A 15,145-nucleotide genomic window follows, 5' to 3' on the forward strand; every position below is an offset into this window, starting at 1 on the left:
TACTAAGGAAGATCGTGACTCCACCACGCCGAATGACACTCAAGGATCTTGCGCGCGAGCTCGGCGTCTCAACCGCCACTATTTCCAATGCCTTCAACCGGCCAGATCAACTCTCACCTGCCTTACGCAACAGGGTGCTGGAAAAGGCGCGTCAGCTCGGCTACGCAGGCCCTGATGCCAAGGCACGCAGCCTGCGCACAGGTCGTTCGCGCATCGTTGCGGTGGTGCTTGCTGAAAGCCTGACCTACAGTCTGAATGATGCCGTTGCCAGTGAATTTCTATCCGGCGTTGCCGAAGTGCTTGACGCCCGCGGTCACACCCTGCTGCTGCTGCCGGGACGTGGCCATGCCTCGCAGCCATCGGGGTCGGGGAATATTGCAGATGGCTTTATCGTTTACGGTCTGATGCCCAACAGTCAACTGATCAGCGAGCTTGCGCCCCAAAGACCGCTGGTGTCGGTGGATTTTGATATCGCAGGCTCCCCAGCCATTCATATTAATGACACCGCTGCCAGTCAGCATATTGCTGAACATGCTCTGCGAAAGCGCCCCCAGCGGCCGGCTATCATCAACCTGCGTTTGACGGAGCAAGCCTGTAACGGACGTATCACCCCAGAACAGAAATTCCTTCCTCACAGCAGCACCATCAGCCGTGCGCGTCTGAGCGGTTTTCATCAGGCGCTCCAGGCCTGCGGTTTTGCATCCCAACAGGTGCCCATGTGGAATATAGAGGAAAACACCTTTGAAGTTTGCGCGCCGGTCGTCGAAGAAATTCTGGACCAGCCAGAACATCAGCGCCCTGACCTATTGCTATGCATGTCTGATCGTATTGCGCTGACGGTGCTGACCTGTGCCGAGCAGCGCAATATCCGCGTACCGGAGGACCTGCAGATTACCGGCTTTGATGGTATTGCTGAAGGCCAGTACCGTGCTCCACGACTGACTACGGTTCGCCAGGACAGTGTCGAAAAAGGCCGCATCGCCGCCAAGATGATTCTTGGAAGTATGCCCATGGTTCCTCAGGAACTCACTACCGAGCTTATTATCGGCGAAAGCTGTCCATGAATGACACAATCAAAAAAGTCCGCCGGAATCAACGCCCGGCGGACTTCTCTACTCTCAAAATTCAGAGGATTGCTGCGTCAGCCTCTCGCGGCCTGCATGGCCAGGGCGGTATCAATCATGCGATTGGAGAAGCCCCATTCGTTGTCATACCAGGCCATGATTTTAACCAGGCGCCCGTTGACACGGGTGTGGTTGGCATCAAAGGTTGATGAATGGGCATCATGGTTGAAATCAATCGACACCAGCGGCTGGGCGTTGACCGCCAGTACAGCTGATCCCTCAGCGGCTTTTTCAACGATAGCGTTGATCTCTTCCTTGCTGGTATCACGGCTGGCATTGAAGGTCAGGTCCACCAAGGAAACGTTGATCACCGGCACGCGCACCGCCAGGCCATCGAACTTGCCCGCCAGCTCCGGCAACACAAGGCCTACGGCGGCTGCCGCGCCGGTTTTGGTGGGAATCATGGAATGCGTCGCACTGCGCGCCCGATAAGGGTCAGAATGGTACACATCGGATAGATTCTGATCGTTAGTGTATGCATGCACCGTGGTCATCAAGCCATTTTCAATTCCAACGGCGTCGTTCAGCACCTTGGCGATCGGTGCCAGGCAGTTGGTGGTGCAGGACGCATTGGACACCACCTTGTGTTCAGCCTTCAGCGTCTGTTCGTTAACACCAAACACTATGGTGGCATCCGCATCCGGACTAGGCGCAGAAATCAGCACCCGCTCAGCACCCGCCTCAATATGCTTGGCTGCCGCCTCTCGCTTGGTAAACAGGCCCGTGCACTCCATGACCAGATCGACGCCCATGGCCTTCCAGGGCAACTGGGCAGGATCACGCTCCGACAGAATCGCGATGCGCTGCCCATCTACCTGCATGCTCTCCTTGTCATGTTCCACGGAAAACCCGAAATGACCATGAACGGTGTCATGGCGCAGCAGGTGTGCGTTCATTGACGGGTCGCCCAGATCATTGATCGCCACAACTTCCAGATGGTCCCGGTAAGCATTTTCATACACGGCGCGCAGCACATTGCGGCCGATCCGGCCGAAACCATTAATGGCAATTCTTATTGTCATGAGGTCACCTTTTTCGTTGAGTGGCTATTAAAAGCCGCTGCATGGATGAAATGTTGTAAAAAAACAAAAAATTGCTAAACATACCTATATAAAGCATCTTTTATCGATTTATATCGCTTTGTTTAATCTCTTAAAGGCAAATATACGTCCTTGATGTGGTAAAATTACTACACAACGGCTATCTTAGTCTACTACTAGATGATCAAAAACGCTTGTTACAACAACACTTATATGAGGCCAATCTAATGAGTACCGCTACCCAGCCCATGCCTGCTACTCCCCATACTTCCAAGCAGTCACTGCTTGCATTGCGCCGTACCAAGATTGTCGCGACCCTTGGCCCTGCCAGCGATCGCCCAGGCGTGCTGGAAGCCATGCTGAAAGCAGGTGTTGATGTAGTACGGCTGAATTTCTCTCATGGCGCGCCGGACGACCATCGCCGCCGGTTGACAGAAGTCCGCCACCTGGCTGAACAGCTGGGCCGTAGCGTTGCTGCACTGGGGGATTTGCAAGGCCCCAAGATCCGCATTGCCCGCTTCGCTGAAGACGCTATTCACCTCAAGGAAGGCCAGCCCTTTGTGCTGGATATGGCGCTGGACGAAAACGCCGGCAGCCTGGAGCGCGTTGGCTGTGACTACAAAACGCTGGCTGAGGATGTCAGCGTCGGCGATCGCCTCTTGCTGGATGATGGCCGAGTGGTACTTGATGTGACGGCCGTTCAGGACCAAGAGGTACATACCCGGGTTCACGTGGGCGGCAAGCTCTCCAATAACAAGGGTATCAACAAGCAGGGAGGTGGACTTTCCGCACCGGCTCTGACCGAAAAAGACAAGGCCGATCTGAAAACTGCCGTGGAGATCGGCGTGGATTATCTGGCGGTCTCTTTTCCTCGTTCCGCAGCGGATATGCAAGAGGCAAGGGAGCTGCTGGGCGACGCTGGCCGTGAGATCGGCCTGGTGGCCAAGCTGGAACGCGCCGAAGCCGTCGCCAGCGACGACACCCTGGATGGCATTATCAACGCCTCTGAAGCGGTCATGGTGGCCCGCGGCGACCTGGGCGTGGAAATTGGCGATGAAGCCCTGATCGGCACCCAGAAGCGCATCATCAAGCACGCCAGAACCCTCAACCGGGCGGTGATCACAGCGACTCAGATGATGGAATCCATGATTGAATCACCACTGCCCACCCGCGCTGAAGTGTTTGACGTGGCCAATGCCGTACTCGATGCCACGGATGCCGTCATGCTGTCTGCCGAGACAGCGGCGGGCGACTATCCGGTTGAAACCGTGGAAGCCATGAACCGGGTCTGTCTTGGCGCCGAGCGCGAGCGGATTGCTCAGGAGTCAGGCCACCGTATCCATGAAGGCTTTGAAAGAGTCGATGAAACCATCGCCCTTTCTGCCATGTATGCCGCTAACCATATGGCTGGCGTGGATGCTATTGCGTGCATGACCTCAACAGGTTACACCCCGCTGATTGCGTCACGTATACGCTCTGGCTTGCCGATTGTCGGCCTTGCACACAGCCCGATTGCACAACGGCGGATGGCGCTTTATCGCGGCGTGGTATCACTGCCTTTTGATACTTCTGACATCGCCGCCAAGGATGTCAATCAGACTGCCATGAAGTTACTTGTCGAGCATGGCTTGGCACACCCTGGTAAACACGTCATTCTGACCCGTGGTGACCACATGAATGCCCATGGTGGCACCAACACCATGAAAGTGATGGCTGTAGACGCATAATAACGTCGAACCACCCGGAGAGTTTCGCCATGCCTGACATTCGCCCACCCCGCCAAGCCGTGCGTACCCTGCAGGCCCGCAAACGGATTGCACTGATTGCCCACGACGGCAAGAAAACCGAAATGCTTGAATGGGTCACGCGCTGGCATAAGACGCTCAGCCAGCACAGCCTGATCGGTACTGGCACGACCTCCGGGCGTCTCAAGCAGGCACTGGGCCTTGAGGTGGAACCTTTGATGTCTGGGCCGCTGGGCGGCGATCAGCAGATTGGCGCCCGGATTGCCGAGCAACAGCTGGATATCCTGATTTTCTTCTGGGACCCCTTTGCTCCCCAGCCGCATGACCCGGACGTCAAGGCGCTTCTTCGTCTCGCAGCGCTGTGGAATGTTCCGGTTGCCTGTAACGCCGCCAGCGCCGATTTCCTGCTTTCATCGCCATATTTCAGTGAATGCTACGATATGGCGATACCTGACGCCGAGGCCTGGGCCCAGGCGCGCACCTGAAAATCAGGCAAGCCAGATGCCAAGTCAAGGTCGGGCAAACTCTATGTCATCATCGACTGATCAAAAAAATGCGAGCCCCTTATGTTTCAACTCACCCGCAGCGTGACCTGGCAGGCCCTTGAACGCCTGCGTGATAGCACCACCGATGACCGCATTCGTGATTATTTCGCTCAGGATCCACAGCGCTTTGAAAAGATGAGCCTGCGGGTGGGCGGCCTTTTTCTGGATTACTCCAAGCACCACGTCTCGGATGAGGTGCTCAAAAAACTGCTGGAACTGGCCGACCATTCCGCCCTGGTACAGCGCCGCGCACAGATGTTTTCAGGTGATATCATCAACGTCACCGAGAACCGCCCGGTACTTCACACTGCGTTGCGTAACCTAAGCGCTGACGCCGTGCACGTCGACGGCAAGGATGTCATGCCGGAAATCAACCGCACCCGGGAACAGATCAAGCAGTTTTCAGAAGCGGTCAGAAGCGGGGAATGGAAAGGCTATAATGGCCAGCGCATCAGGGATGTGGTCAATATCGGCATCGGCGGCTCCGATCTGGGCCCGAACATGGCAGTGCGCGCGCTGCTCAAGTATCGCCACCCGGAACTGCATTTCCACTTTGTTTCCAACGTCGATGGCACTCATATCCAGAAGGTGCTGTCGCGGCTTGACCCGGCCACCACTCTGTTCATTGTCTCGACCAAGACCTTCTCCACTCAGGAGACCCTGCTCAACGCCAAGACGGCGCGGCGCTGGTTTCTGGAAAATGCCGGTGAGGATGCCGACGTCGGCGCCCACTTCATTGCTGCGTCCACCAACCGCAAGGCGGCAATGGCATTCGGCATACGTGAAGAGAACGTGTTCGAGTTCTGGGCCTGGGTGGGCGGGCGATATTCCATGTGGTCGTCAATTGGCCTGCCGATTGCGCTTTCGGTAGGCTTTGAAGGCTTTATCGAGCTACTGGAAGGCGCCCATGAGATGGATCGCCACTTTATCGAAGCGCCCTTCTCGCAGAATATGCCGGTGCTGATGGCACTGATCGGGATCTGGTACATCAACTTTGTAGGCGCAGAAACCCAGGCCATCGTGCCCTACGATCAGGCCCTCAACCAGCTGCCCGCCTTTCTGCAGCAGCTGGATATGGAATCCAACGGTAAGTCGGTGGACATTTTCGGTCATCCGGTCAATTACAAGACCGGCCCGATTGTCTGGGGGCAGACCGGTTCCAATGGGCAGCACGCTTTCTTTCAGTTGCTGCACCAGGGCACCCGCTACGTACCGATTGATTTTATTGCCTCGCTGAAACCCGAGCCCGGCATGGAGGATCATCATTTCGCCCTTCTCACCAATATGCTCGCCCAGGCTAACGCCTTTATGGAAGGCAGTCAGGGAGACAGCAGGGAACTGAACCAGCACGACCCTTACAGCTGCCCCGGTAACCGGCCTTCCAGCACGCTGTTGCTGGATGAGCTTACCCCCAAAAACCTGGGCGCCCTGATTGCTCTCTACGAACACAAGGTGTTCGTGCAGGGCGTCATCTGGAATATCAATTCCTTTGACCAATGGGGTGTCCAGCTGGGTAAGCGGATTGCCGGGGAAATCAGCGAGCGAATCGACACCAATGCCGCCGATTTTGATGCCTCCACCCAGGGGCTACTGGAGCTGGTGCGCGGCCATTTCCCCAGCGCTAACAGCGAGCAGACAGAGGCATCAGCCAAGGCAGCCAGGAAAACCAGGGCTTGCCCCTGATGCTGCCCCACAGATGATTCCATTCCAACTGCCCGGCAAAAGTGTCAAAGGGCGGGTAGCGGTTGTCTGGCACCTCAGCGGCGCTGAAAGCGTGATAAAATCGCGTGTATTATTTGGCTGCTTGCAGGTGCCCATTCCGTGCTTTCCAATATCCGCATTATCCTGGTACAGACCTATCATCCCGGCAATATCGGCGCCACAGCGCGCGCCATGAAAACCATGGGATTAACCCGACTGATACTGGTCAACCCACGCGCCTTCCCCGACGCCGACGCCACTCGGCTGGCCGCTGGGGCAACTGATGTGCTCGACAGCGCCCAGGTAGTCAGCTCGCTCGAAGAAGCGGTCAGCGGGTGCGTGCAGGTCGTCGGCGCCAGCGCCCGCTTACGCAGCATGCCACTCCCGCATTTTGATGAGCCCGATGACATGGCCCAAAGGGTCATGGACAACGCCCAGCACCAGCCGGTGGCTCTGGTATTTGGCCGCGAGCGTTCCGGCCTGACCAACGCCGAAATCCGCTCCTGCACCCATCAGGTCAGTATTCCGGCCAATCCGGACTACGGCATTCTCAACCTCTCACAAGCGGTGCAGATTCTGGCCTATGAGCTTCACCGCCAATGGCGCCGCCGCGCAGACAGCGGTTTTGTCTATCAAACACCCAGCGAGGCCATACCACCTACCCGCGAGCAGTTCGGGCATTTTCAGGCCCACCTCAGCCAGGTCATGCAGCGCAGCGGCTTTCTTACCCAGCCCCACGCCCGCACCGAAGAACAGCTCCAGGCACTGTTTGCCAGAGCTGAACCCAGCCGCAAGGAGCTTTCCCTGCTGCGCGGCTGGTTAAGCGCCCTGGATGCTCACCTTCCCCAGTAGTCGGATAGTTAATCAACGCTAGCTGAGCCGTAATAGTTGGTATAAAAAAGGCAGCCTCGAATCGCAGGCTGCCTTTTGTCTTGCCGGGTCTGTTGGCGGATGACTAGAGCATCATGGCTGCCAGCCAGCCAAAACCGATCAACGGCAGGTTGTAGTGTAGAAAGGTCGGAACCACGCTATCCCAGATATGGTCATGCTGGCGGTCGACGTTCAGCCCCGAGGTGGGCCCCAGAGTAGAATCCGATGCCGGTGAGCCGGCATCGCCCAGCGCTGCGGCGGTACCCACAAGCACCACAGTAGCCATCGGTGAAAAACCGAACTGCAGGGCCAGCGGCACAAAAATCGCTGCAATAATCGGTATGGTAGAAAACGACGACCCTATACCCAGGGTAATAAACAACCCGACCAGCAGCATGATCAGCGCCGCCAGGCCGCGATTATCGCCAAACACCGCAAAGGCGCTTTCTACAAGAGCGTCAATCTCGCCGGTGGTTTTCATGACTTCGGCAAAGCCCGCCGCTGAAATCATGATAAAACCAATCAGCGCCATCATGCGCATGCCGCTGGTAAACAGGTCGTCGGCCTCGCGCCATTTGAAGATGCCGCCCAGCGAGAGCAAGGCCACACCCACCAGGCCACCCAGAATCATCGAGCCGCTGTACAGCTGTAATCCCAACGCCGCGACGATGGCCACGCCTGACATGATCAGGCCCAGCTTATGCGGCTCGGGGGTGCCGGTATGGCGCTCGCCTCCCTGCTGGGAATGCTGGCTGGCCACCTCCAGTGCCTGATAGTGACGCGGTTTGCGATAGCTCCAGAACAGCGCCACCAGAAGCCCCATGGCCATACCGCCCACCGGGATGGCCATGGCCAGTGGCACCATGGAGCGGGTCACTTCCAGCCCCAGGGGTGCCCCGGCGCTGTTCAGGTTAGCCAGCAGGATATCGTTCAGGAAGATTGCCCCAAAGCCCACCGGCAGCAGCATATAGGGTGCGGTCAGCCCGAAGGTGAGCGCGCAGGCAACGGCACGGCGGTCAAGATTGAGTTGATTCATGACTTTCAGCAAAGGCGGAATCAGAATGGGGATAAAGGCAATATGCACCGGAATCAGGTTCTGGGAAAACACCGCCACCAACAGCACGGCGCTGAGGAGCAGGGTTTTCACTCTGGCCTGCTGGGCGGCATTGGCTTCCTGACCCAGCAGACTGATCAGACGCAGCGCCAGCATGTCCGGCAAGCCTGAGCGTGAAATAGCCACCGCAAAAGCCCCCAGGGTGGCGTAAGCCAAAGCCACCTGAGCACCACCGCCGACCCCGGTATTGAAGGCATCCAACGTCTGTTCAAGCGACAAGCCCCCGACCAGACCACCCACCAGCGCCCCGGCCACCAGGGCAAACACCACAGACACCCGGACGAGCGAAAGTGCCACCATCACCAGTACAGCAAGAATAACCGCGTTCATCCGGACTCCAGCAGATTTAATGAATTATCAAGTTCACAAAAGCGGGAGATTCTATCAGATAAGAACGCTATCGGTAGTCGAATTTGCTTTTCTTTCAGTTGAAACCTGGTTCAGTTCAGCTCAAGCAGGTTAAGGCAATCAACAGCAATCACTCTTTCTTCATCCGTGGGAATAACCCAGATGCCCACCTGGCTGTCGGCGGACGATATGCAAGGGGCATTTTGCTGATTGGCACTGCCATCCAGCTGCATGCCCAACCATTCACACTGGGCTACAATATCGGCCCGCACCTGTGCGGCGTGCTCGCCCACTCCGGCGGTAAACACCAATTGCTCCACACCGCTCAGGGCACCGGCCAGGCTAGCAATTTCCCGCGCCGCCCGGTAGCAGTAGAGCTCTATGGCTTCACGTGCTTCGGGGGTATCGCTTTCCAGCAGTTCACGCATATCACTGCTGATACCGGACACCCCCAGAAGGCCTGAGCGCTTGTAAAGCAGAGTCGAGACCTCCTCCAGACTCATACCTTCATGGCTGGCCAGATGCAGCACCAACCCAGGGTCAAGAGAGCCCGAGCGCGTTCCCATCGGCAAGCCATCCAGGGCGGTAAAGCCCATAGTCGAGGCAACGCTGACACCCTCGCGAATGGCACACATGCTGGCGCCGTTGCCCAGATGGGCCACAATCACCTTGGAGCGTGGCGCATCAGCGGGCAGCACCCTGGGCAGAGTGCGCTGGATATAATCGTAGGACAGCCCGTGGAAGCCGTAGCGCAAAAGTCCTTTGGCGGTCAGCTCACGCGGCAGGGCAAACTGGCGTGCCTGCCAGGGCTGCTGGGCATGGAAGGCAGTATCAAAGCAGGCGACCTGGGGCAGCTCCGGGCGTTTTTCCATCAGCACCTTGATGGGTGCAAGTCCATGGGGTTGATGCAGCGGAGCCAGGCTGGTCAATGCCTCCAGACGATCAACGTCTTCAGCACTGAGCTTCACCGCTTCATGATAGGTCTGCCCGCCATGTACCACGCGGTGGCCAACCGCCGCCAGACGGGCCTTGTCATCTCGCTGTTCAAGCCAGGTCATCAACAGGGTGATAGCCTCTTGATGTGTCTCGGCAGACCTCAGGCCAAGGGCTTCAAGCGCCTCTGAGGAGAAGGGTTCTGCACCCTGCTCCTCACTCCAATGCGCCAGAGACACCTGGCTTTGTGATGTTGCCAAGCCGGAAAAATGGCCGCTATAGGTCAGCGTCAAGACCCCTTCGTCGTTAGCCGCTTCCTGCTGGCTAACCCGGTAGAGTGCAAACTTGACGCTGGAAGAACCGCTATTAAGTACCAGAATATCGTCCATGTTCAGGCTCCGTGTGAATCATCAGGCAGGCTGTTTTTCATCTGATAGTCCGCCAGCAGCAGGGCCAGCGCGCTGGAGGCCATTCGCGTCAGAGCATCGTCAGCACGGCTGGTCAGAATGATCGGTACCCGCGCGCCAACCACCAGGCCGGCGCCGGTGGCATCGGCCAGATGAGTGAGCTGCTTCATCAGCATATTGGCGGCTTCCAGATCCGGCGCGACCAGAATATCCGCATGACCGGCCACCTTGGAGACAATGCCCTTGGTCTCGGCGGCCGCTTCGGAAACCGCATTATCAAAGGCCAGGGGGCCATCCAGATTGCCACCGGTTATCTGGCCGCGGTCTGCCATCTTGCACAGCGCTGCGGCATCCAGCGTAGAGAAGATTTTCGGATTAATGGTTTCAACGGCAGACAGTAGCGCCACATTCGGCGTTGAATTACCCAGCGAATGAGCCAGCTCAATGGCATTCTGAACAATATCGCGCTTTTCAGCCAACTTGGGATAAATGTTGATCGCTGCATCGGTAATCAATAGCGGACGCGGGTAGGTCGGTACGTCAAACGCCATCACATGGCTCAGGCAGCGCTCGGTACGCAGTCCGGTGTCATGCTTGAGCACTTCATGTAAAAGCTCATCGGTGTGCAGTGTGCCTTTCATCAGCGCGCCGACCTTACCTTCACGGGCCAGAGCGACGGCTTTCTCGGCGGCGGCATGACTATGGGGTACATCCACCAGTTCAACATCGCTGATATCCACCTCGGCCTGATCTGCCGCTGCCTGTATCTTGGCTCTTGGTCCGACCAGAACGGGAATAATCAGCCCTTGAGCGGCCGATTCCACGGCCCCGCGAATGGCACTTTCATCCACCGGGTGAACCACGGCCGTCAACATCGCCGCCGGATGGTCAGCGGCGGTCAGGATTTCATGCAGCCGTCCGCGCTCGGTCAAGCGCACCTTGGGCAGCAAAGTACGTGGTCGGCTGATTTTCCTGGTCGGCGCCAGCACCCGCGCATCGCCTTCGATTACCGTATCACCGCGCTGGTTTTCACACCGGCAGGCAAAGGTGATCTGGTGACGCTGGTCGTCCTTTTCCATGGCACGTACTGATACCCTGAGCACGTCACCCAGGCGCACCGGCGCCTTGAAACTTAGCGTCTGACCGAGATACACCGTTCCCGGCCCGGGTAGCTGAGTGCCCAGTACGCTTGAGATCAGCGCCCCGCCCCACATCCCATGGGCAATGACTTCCTGGAAACGGCTACTCTTGGCGAAGTCCTCATCAACGTGCGCTGGGTTGACGTCGCCCGACATCACTGCAAATAACTTGATATCCTCGATAGTCAAGCGCTTTTCGAGGAACGCTTCTTCACCCACTTCTATCTCGTCATAGGTGCGGTTTTCAATCACATTATTTTCAGTTAACTCGTGTGCAGACATACCGTGCCTCCTTCAGGTAGTAATGCTTTAACCGGCGCCGTCTAGAAGCGCAGGTGATGACCAGCATCCACATAGTGGGTCAAACCGCTGAGTGCAGCGCCTGCATCCGATGTCAGGTAGACAACGGCATGACCGACATCCTGTACGCTGGCCAATCGGCGTAGCGGGGAACGGGTTTCGCCATCATGAATCAGTTCGTCAAAATGCTTGAGGCCCGATGCTGCGCGGGTATGAATGGCACCAGGAGACACGCCGTGAACGCGAATGCCCTGGGGGCCCAGCTCGGTCGCTATATAGCTGGTGGCGGCTTCCAGAGCAGCCTTGACCGGCCCCATGAGACTGTAGTTATCGACGACCTTTTCTGCCCCATAGTAGGTCATGTTGATCAGGGTGCCGCCGCCCTCCTGCATCAAGGGTTCAGCACGCCTTGCCATGCGGATGAAGGAATGACAGGAAATATCCATGGCCTGGGCAAAGCCATCACGCGAGCAGTCAACCACTCGCCCATGCAAATCTTCCAGCGGGGCGAAGGCAATCGAGTGAACCACAAAATCGACCCGGCCCCAGCGCTCATGGGCACGCGCAAACAGGGCATCGAGCTGGTCATCCTGCTGCACATCGCACAGCATCAGTTCAGGGTTACCCATTTCTTCCAACAAGGGTGTGACAAATTTCTCGGCTTTCGGCGTGGCATAGGTCACCAGGCATTCAGCACCGGCTTCATGTAACGCCTGTGCGCAACCAAAGGCAATGCTGTCATGATTGGCAAGACCCGCTACAATGCCGACTTTGCCAGTCAATGAAAAGGGGTTATGAGACATGCGGACTCCTTGGTGGCAACAAAAAAATCAATACTCCGTGAGCAGAATCAAGTTATATTGCACTGCAACAAAATTAGCAGTTTTTTACGTTTCTTGCATGCTTAATTCCCGGCTGAACAGCGATTGATAATGTTGACGTTTCCCATACCTTATTCAGAACACGTTACCGTTGTGTTAGCGACCACACTGGCCGTCGTCATCGCTGTGCTGATTCACTATGAATTCCTGATGATCATCTCAAAACTCATTGACCGTTCCTTTCGCCCACACCGTCAACGGATTCTGGGCATGGCTTTTGGCTTGCTGACCGTCCATACCATTGAAATCTGGGTATTTGCCGGTATCGGCTGGCTACTGACTGAATATGCCGGCATTGGCTCGCTGGAGGGCTACACAAGCTTTAACTTTCTGGATTACGTATTTTTTTCAGCGGTTACCTACACCACTGTGGGTTACGGTGATATCTACGCTCTGGGCGCCGTGAGATTTTTATATGGCACCCTGGCACTTACTGGTTTTGTACTGATTACCTGGTCAGCCTCGTTCACGTTTCTTGAGATGCAAAAGCACTGGATGAAAGGCAGGTAACCCTGGCCGCCCGATACATTACAAAGGATTCCTCATGCTGGAAGTTATTGCCCTTTCCATTGCCTTTATAGCCGGCATACTGGCCCGGCAGTTTAACCTGCCGCCCCTGGTTGGCTTTCTGGTGGCCGGCTTTGCACTCAACGCCGTAGGCCCCAGCATTGGCTTACCCAGCGATGCAAGCCCGGTTCTTGAACATATCGCTCACCTTGGGGTGTTACTGCTGCTGTTTACCATCGGCCTGAAACTTAATATCAGGAGCCTGGTACAACCCGCCGTGCTGGGGGGTGCCTTTATCCATCTGGCAATAACCAGTGGGGTATTTACCGCAGGTTTTGTGTTTTTTCTGGAACTGCCCCTTGAAAAAGCCCTGCTACTGGCCATTGCACTGTCTTTTTCCAGCACCGTATTGGCGGCCAAGGTACTCGAAAGCAAGCGCGAATTGCGTGCCTTTCATGGCCGCATCGCGATAGGCATTCTTATCATTCAGGACCTGGTTGCCTTGGCAGTGCTGAGTATTGCCAGCGGCCAGTCCCCCTCGATTTGGGCACTCTGGGTGTTTGCCCTGCCCCTGTTACGGCCAGTTTTTTATTGGCTGATGGACGTTGCCCAACATGACGAACTCTTGGTGTTGATGGGTGTGGTCCTGGCGATCGCCGTCGGCGGAAAGGGGTTTGAAAGTGTTGGGTTAAGTTCTGAAGTCGGCGCCCTGGTAATGGGCTTGATGCTGGCCAAACATCCACGCGCCCAGGAACTTTCCAATGCCTTATGGGGGTTGAAGGAGATGCTGCTGATCAGCTTCTTCCTGCAGATTGGCATGTCGGGCCTGCCAAGCGGGGAAGCGCTGATTTTCGCCGTGGTCATGGCCTTTATTCTGCCTCTGAAAGGGATACTTTTTTTCGCCTTGCTGATTGCTTTCAGGGTTCGCGCCCGCAACGCCTTTCTGGGTGGCCTCAGCCTGACGGCCTACAGCGAATTCGGCCTGATTGTGTCTGCGGTTGTATTGACTGAATGGTTGGTGCCTTTGGCCATTACGGTGGCACTTTCGTTTGTAATTGCTGCTCCGCTGAACCGGGTAGCACACCCACTCTTTGATCGTTGGGAAAACCGGCTCAGTCGCTTTGAAATCGATACCCAGCATCCGGACGAGCAGCCCATTGATCTGGGCAATGCCCAGGTACTGGTGCTGGGCATGGGTCGCACCGGCAGTGCCGCCTATGACTTCTTTGCTGAGCGCCAGCTACCGATTGTCGGGATTGACTCCGATCCCAACAAGGTCGGTCACGCCCAGCGTCACGTCGTCTACGCTGACGTAGAAGACAGCGGCTTCTGGGATAAACTCAATATTGACAACCTCAAGGCGATTGCCCTCACCACTCCCAACATGGAGAGCCGATTGCTGGCAGCCACGCAGATACGAAAAGCGGGCTTTGCCGGCAAGATTATTGCCGGCATCGACTTTACTGATGAAGAGGCACCGCTCAAACAGGCAGGCGTGGATCAGACCTATATGGTCAAGTCCGGCGCGGGAATTGGTATTGCCGAGAAAACCTGGGAATGCATGTCACGCTAACTTTCTGCTTTGGCCAACGGCCCGTTACAAATGGTCTACGCCATCATGCGCCAGCGTCGCCACTGGCGCATGATAACGCCATGCCTGGGTGAAAACAGCAGGGCCATGAAAAACATACCGGTAGCGACCATCACGATACTGCCCCCTGAGGCCACGTCCAGCACCACCGAAAGCCAGAGACCCAGTACGGCAGAGCTCACCCCGACTGCTACTGAAAGCCACAGCATGGTGGCAAAACGGTCAGTCAGCATATGCGCCGTTGCCCCCGGCGTGATCAGCATGGCCACTACCAGGATGATCCCCACCGTCTCCAGGCTTGCCACTATGGTCAGGGTCAACAGCAGTATCAGCCCGTAATGGACAATACTGGTGTTGAACCCCAACGCCTGAGCCTGTTGCGGGTCGAAGGTGTAAAGCATCAGGGGACGATAGGCCAGCCAGATGACTAACAGGGTGATAACACTGGCCGCCAGCGTCAGCAGCATATTGGTGGGCTGCACGCCCAACACATTGCCAAACAGGATATGCATCAGGTGAGTACTAGTCGCAATCTTGCTGATAATCACTATCCCCAGCGCAAAGGCACCGGTAAACATCAGGCCCATGGCGGCATCCGACTTGATCCGCGTGTGCCGCTCGATGGCACCGATACCCAGTGAGGTCAAGGCACCGGTGATAAAGGCGCCGATGAAAAATGGCCAGCCCAGCAGGTAAGCAATGGCCACACCGGGCAATACCGCGTGGGAAATGGCATCGCCCAGCAGCGACCAGCGTTTGAGCACCACGTAACAGGACAGCAGGCCACAGATGGCGCCTACCAGCACCGATGTGAGCAGTGCCCGCTGCATGAACGCGTACTGAAAAGCATCTGCTACGCCAGCAGGCAGCAGATTGACCAGCACCATAAGGGCGCTTATC

At 56.7% G+C, this 15,145-nt stretch carries 13 protein-coding genes; 7 read left to right on the top strand and 6 right to left on the bottom strand.

Features of this window, described 5'->3' with window-relative positions:
• Positions 1-14 precede the first annotated feature (14 nt).
• Positions 15-1,064, top strand: coding sequence for a LacI family DNA-binding transcriptional regulator (locus LL947_RS07870; RefSeq protein WP_499832869.1), 1,050 nt, complete (start codon positions 15-17; stop codon positions 1,062-1,064).
• A gap of 77 nt (positions 1,065-1,141) precedes the next feature.
• On the opposite strand, the gene gap is transcribed toward LL947_RS07870, so the two are convergent.
• Entirely contained in the window at positions 1,142-2,146 is a 1,005-nt protein-coding gene (gap, locus tag LL947_RS07875; RefSeq protein ID WP_499832870.1) for a type I glyceraldehyde-3-phosphate dehydrogenase, read from the bottom strand.
• Positions 2,147-2,412: 266 nt separating this feature from the next.
• Between gap and pyk the strand changes: the two genes are divergently transcribed.
• The 4 genes from pyk to LL947_RS07895 all read left to right on the top strand — a co-directional run bounded on the left by pyk (position 2,413) and on the right by LL947_RS07895 (position 7,007).
• A complete protein-coding gene (gene pyk / locus LL947_RS07880) occupies positions 2,413-3,891 on the top strand; it encodes a pyruvate kinase (RefSeq protein WP_499834388.1) in 1,479 nt (492 codons plus the stop codon).
• Positions 3,892-3,920: 29 nt separating this feature from the next.
• On the top strand, positions 3,921-4,394 hold the full coding sequence (locus tag LL947_RS07885; RefSeq protein ID WP_290821606.1) for a methylglyoxal synthase: 474 nt from the start codon (positions 3,921-3,923) through the stop codon (positions 4,392-4,394).
• 81 nt (positions 4,395-4,475) lie between these two features.
• Positions 4,476-6,137, top strand: a complete 1,662-nt coding sequence (gene pgi / locus LL947_RS07890; RefSeq protein ID WP_499832871.1) for a glucose-6-phosphate isomerase — start codon at positions 4,476-4,478, stop codon at positions 6,135-6,137.
• Between the two features lie 138 nt (positions 6,138-6,275).
• On the top strand, positions 6,276-7,007 hold the full coding sequence (locus tag LL947_RS07895) for an RNA methyltransferase (RefSeq protein WP_499832872.1): 732 nt from the start codon (positions 6,276-6,278) through the stop codon (positions 7,005-7,007).
• 103 nt (positions 7,008-7,110) lie between these two features.
• Here the strand turns inward: LL947_RS07895 and LL947_RS07900 are convergent, their stop codons facing one another.
• The 4 genes from LL947_RS07900 to fabI all read right to left on the bottom strand — a co-directional run bounded on the left by LL947_RS07900 (position 7,111) and on the right by fabI (position 12,069).
• Complete coding sequence (locus LL947_RS07900; protein WP_499832873.1) at positions 7,111-8,469, bottom strand: Na+/H+ antiporter family protein; 1,359 nt, start codon at positions 8,467-8,469, stop codon at positions 7,111-7,113.
• Positions 8,470-8,579: 110 nt separating this feature from the next.
• Entirely contained in the window at positions 8,580-9,809 is a 1,230-nt protein-coding gene (locus LL947_RS07905) for an acetate/propionate family kinase (RefSeq protein WP_499832874.1), read from the bottom strand.
• Between the two features lie 2 nt (positions 9,810-9,811).
• Entirely contained in the window at positions 9,812-11,248 is a 1,437-nt protein-coding gene (locus LL947_RS07910) for a bifunctional enoyl-CoA hydratase/phosphate acetyltransferase (protein WP_290821615.1), read from the bottom strand.
• Between the two features lie 41 nt (positions 11,249-11,289).
• On the bottom strand, positions 11,290-12,069 hold the full coding sequence (gene fabI / locus LL947_RS07915) for an enoyl-ACP reductase FabI (RefSeq protein ID WP_499832875.1): 780 nt from the start codon (positions 12,067-12,069) through the stop codon (positions 11,290-11,292).
• A 129-nt stretch (positions 12,070-12,198) separates the two neighbouring features.
• On the opposite strand from fabI, the gene LL947_RS07920 reads away from it, so the two are divergent.
• Positions 12,199-12,657 (top strand): ion channel, encoded by a 459-nt coding sequence (locus LL947_RS07920; protein ID WP_499832876.1) that lies wholly within the window; start codon positions 12,199-12,201, stop codon positions 12,655-12,657.
• Positions 12,658-12,691: 34 nt separating this feature from the next.
• Positions 12,692-14,227, top strand: a complete 1,536-nt coding sequence (locus tag LL947_RS07925) for a cation:proton antiporter domain-containing protein (protein WP_499832877.1) — start codon at positions 12,692-12,694, stop codon at positions 14,225-14,227.
• 35 nt (positions 14,228-14,262) lie between these two features.
• Here LL947_RS07925 and LL947_RS07930 read toward each other — a convergent pair whose 3' ends face one another.
• A complete protein-coding gene (locus LL947_RS07930; RefSeq protein WP_499834389.1) occupies positions 14,263-15,132 on the bottom strand; it encodes a metal ABC transporter permease in 870 nt (289 codons plus the stop codon).
• Positions 15,133-15,145 lie beyond the last annotated feature (13 nt).

The organism is Halomonas sp. BLK-85 (assembly GCF_044792155.1).
GTDB lineage: Bacteria > Pseudomonadota > Gammaproteobacteria > Pseudomonadales > Halomonadaceae > Vreelandella.

Bases quoted from the DNA above. Each gene is read 5' to 3' on its own strand.
- LL947_RS07905 (WP_499832874.1), bottom strand. From the start codon at position 9,809: ATGGACGATATTCTGGTACTTAATAGCGGTTCTTCCAGCGTCAAGTTT.
- LL947_RS07925 (WP_499832877.1), top strand. From the start codon at position 12,692: ATGCTGGAAGTTATTGCCCTTTCCATTGCCTTTATAGCCGGCATACTG.
- fabI (WP_499832875.1), bottom strand. From the start codon at position 12,069: ATGTCTCATAACCCCTTTTCATTGACTGGCAAAGTCGGCATTGTAGCG.
- LL947_RS07885 (WP_290821606.1), top strand. From the start codon at position 3,921: ATGCCTGACATTCGCCCACCCCGCCAAGCCGTGCGTACCCTGCAGGCC.
- LL947_RS07930 (WP_499834389.1), bottom strand. From the start codon at position 15,132: ATGGTGCTGGTCAATCTGCTGCCTGCTGGCGTAGCAGATGCTTTTCAG.
- pgi (WP_499832871.1), top strand. From the start codon at position 4,476: ATGTTTCAACTCACCCGCAGCGTGACCTGGCAGGCCCTTGAACGCCTG.
- pyk (WP_499834388.1), top strand. From the start codon at position 2,413: ATGCCTGCTACTCCCCATACTTCCAAGCAGTCACTGCTTGCATTGCGC.
- LL947_RS07900 (WP_499832873.1), bottom strand. From the start codon at position 8,469: ATGAACGCGGTTATTCTTGCTGTACTGGTGATGGTGGCACTTTCGCTC.
- gap (WP_499832870.1), bottom strand. From the start codon at position 2,146: ATGACAATAAGAATTGCCATTAATGGTTTCGGCCGGATCGGCCGCAAT.
- LL947_RS07920 (WP_499832876.1), top strand. From the start codon at position 12,199: ATGTTGACGTTTCCCATACCTTATTCAGAACACGTTACCGTTGTGTTA.
- LL947_RS07910 (WP_290821615.1), bottom strand. From the start codon at position 11,248: ATGTCTGCACACGAGTTAACTGAAAATAATGTGATTGAAAACCGCACC.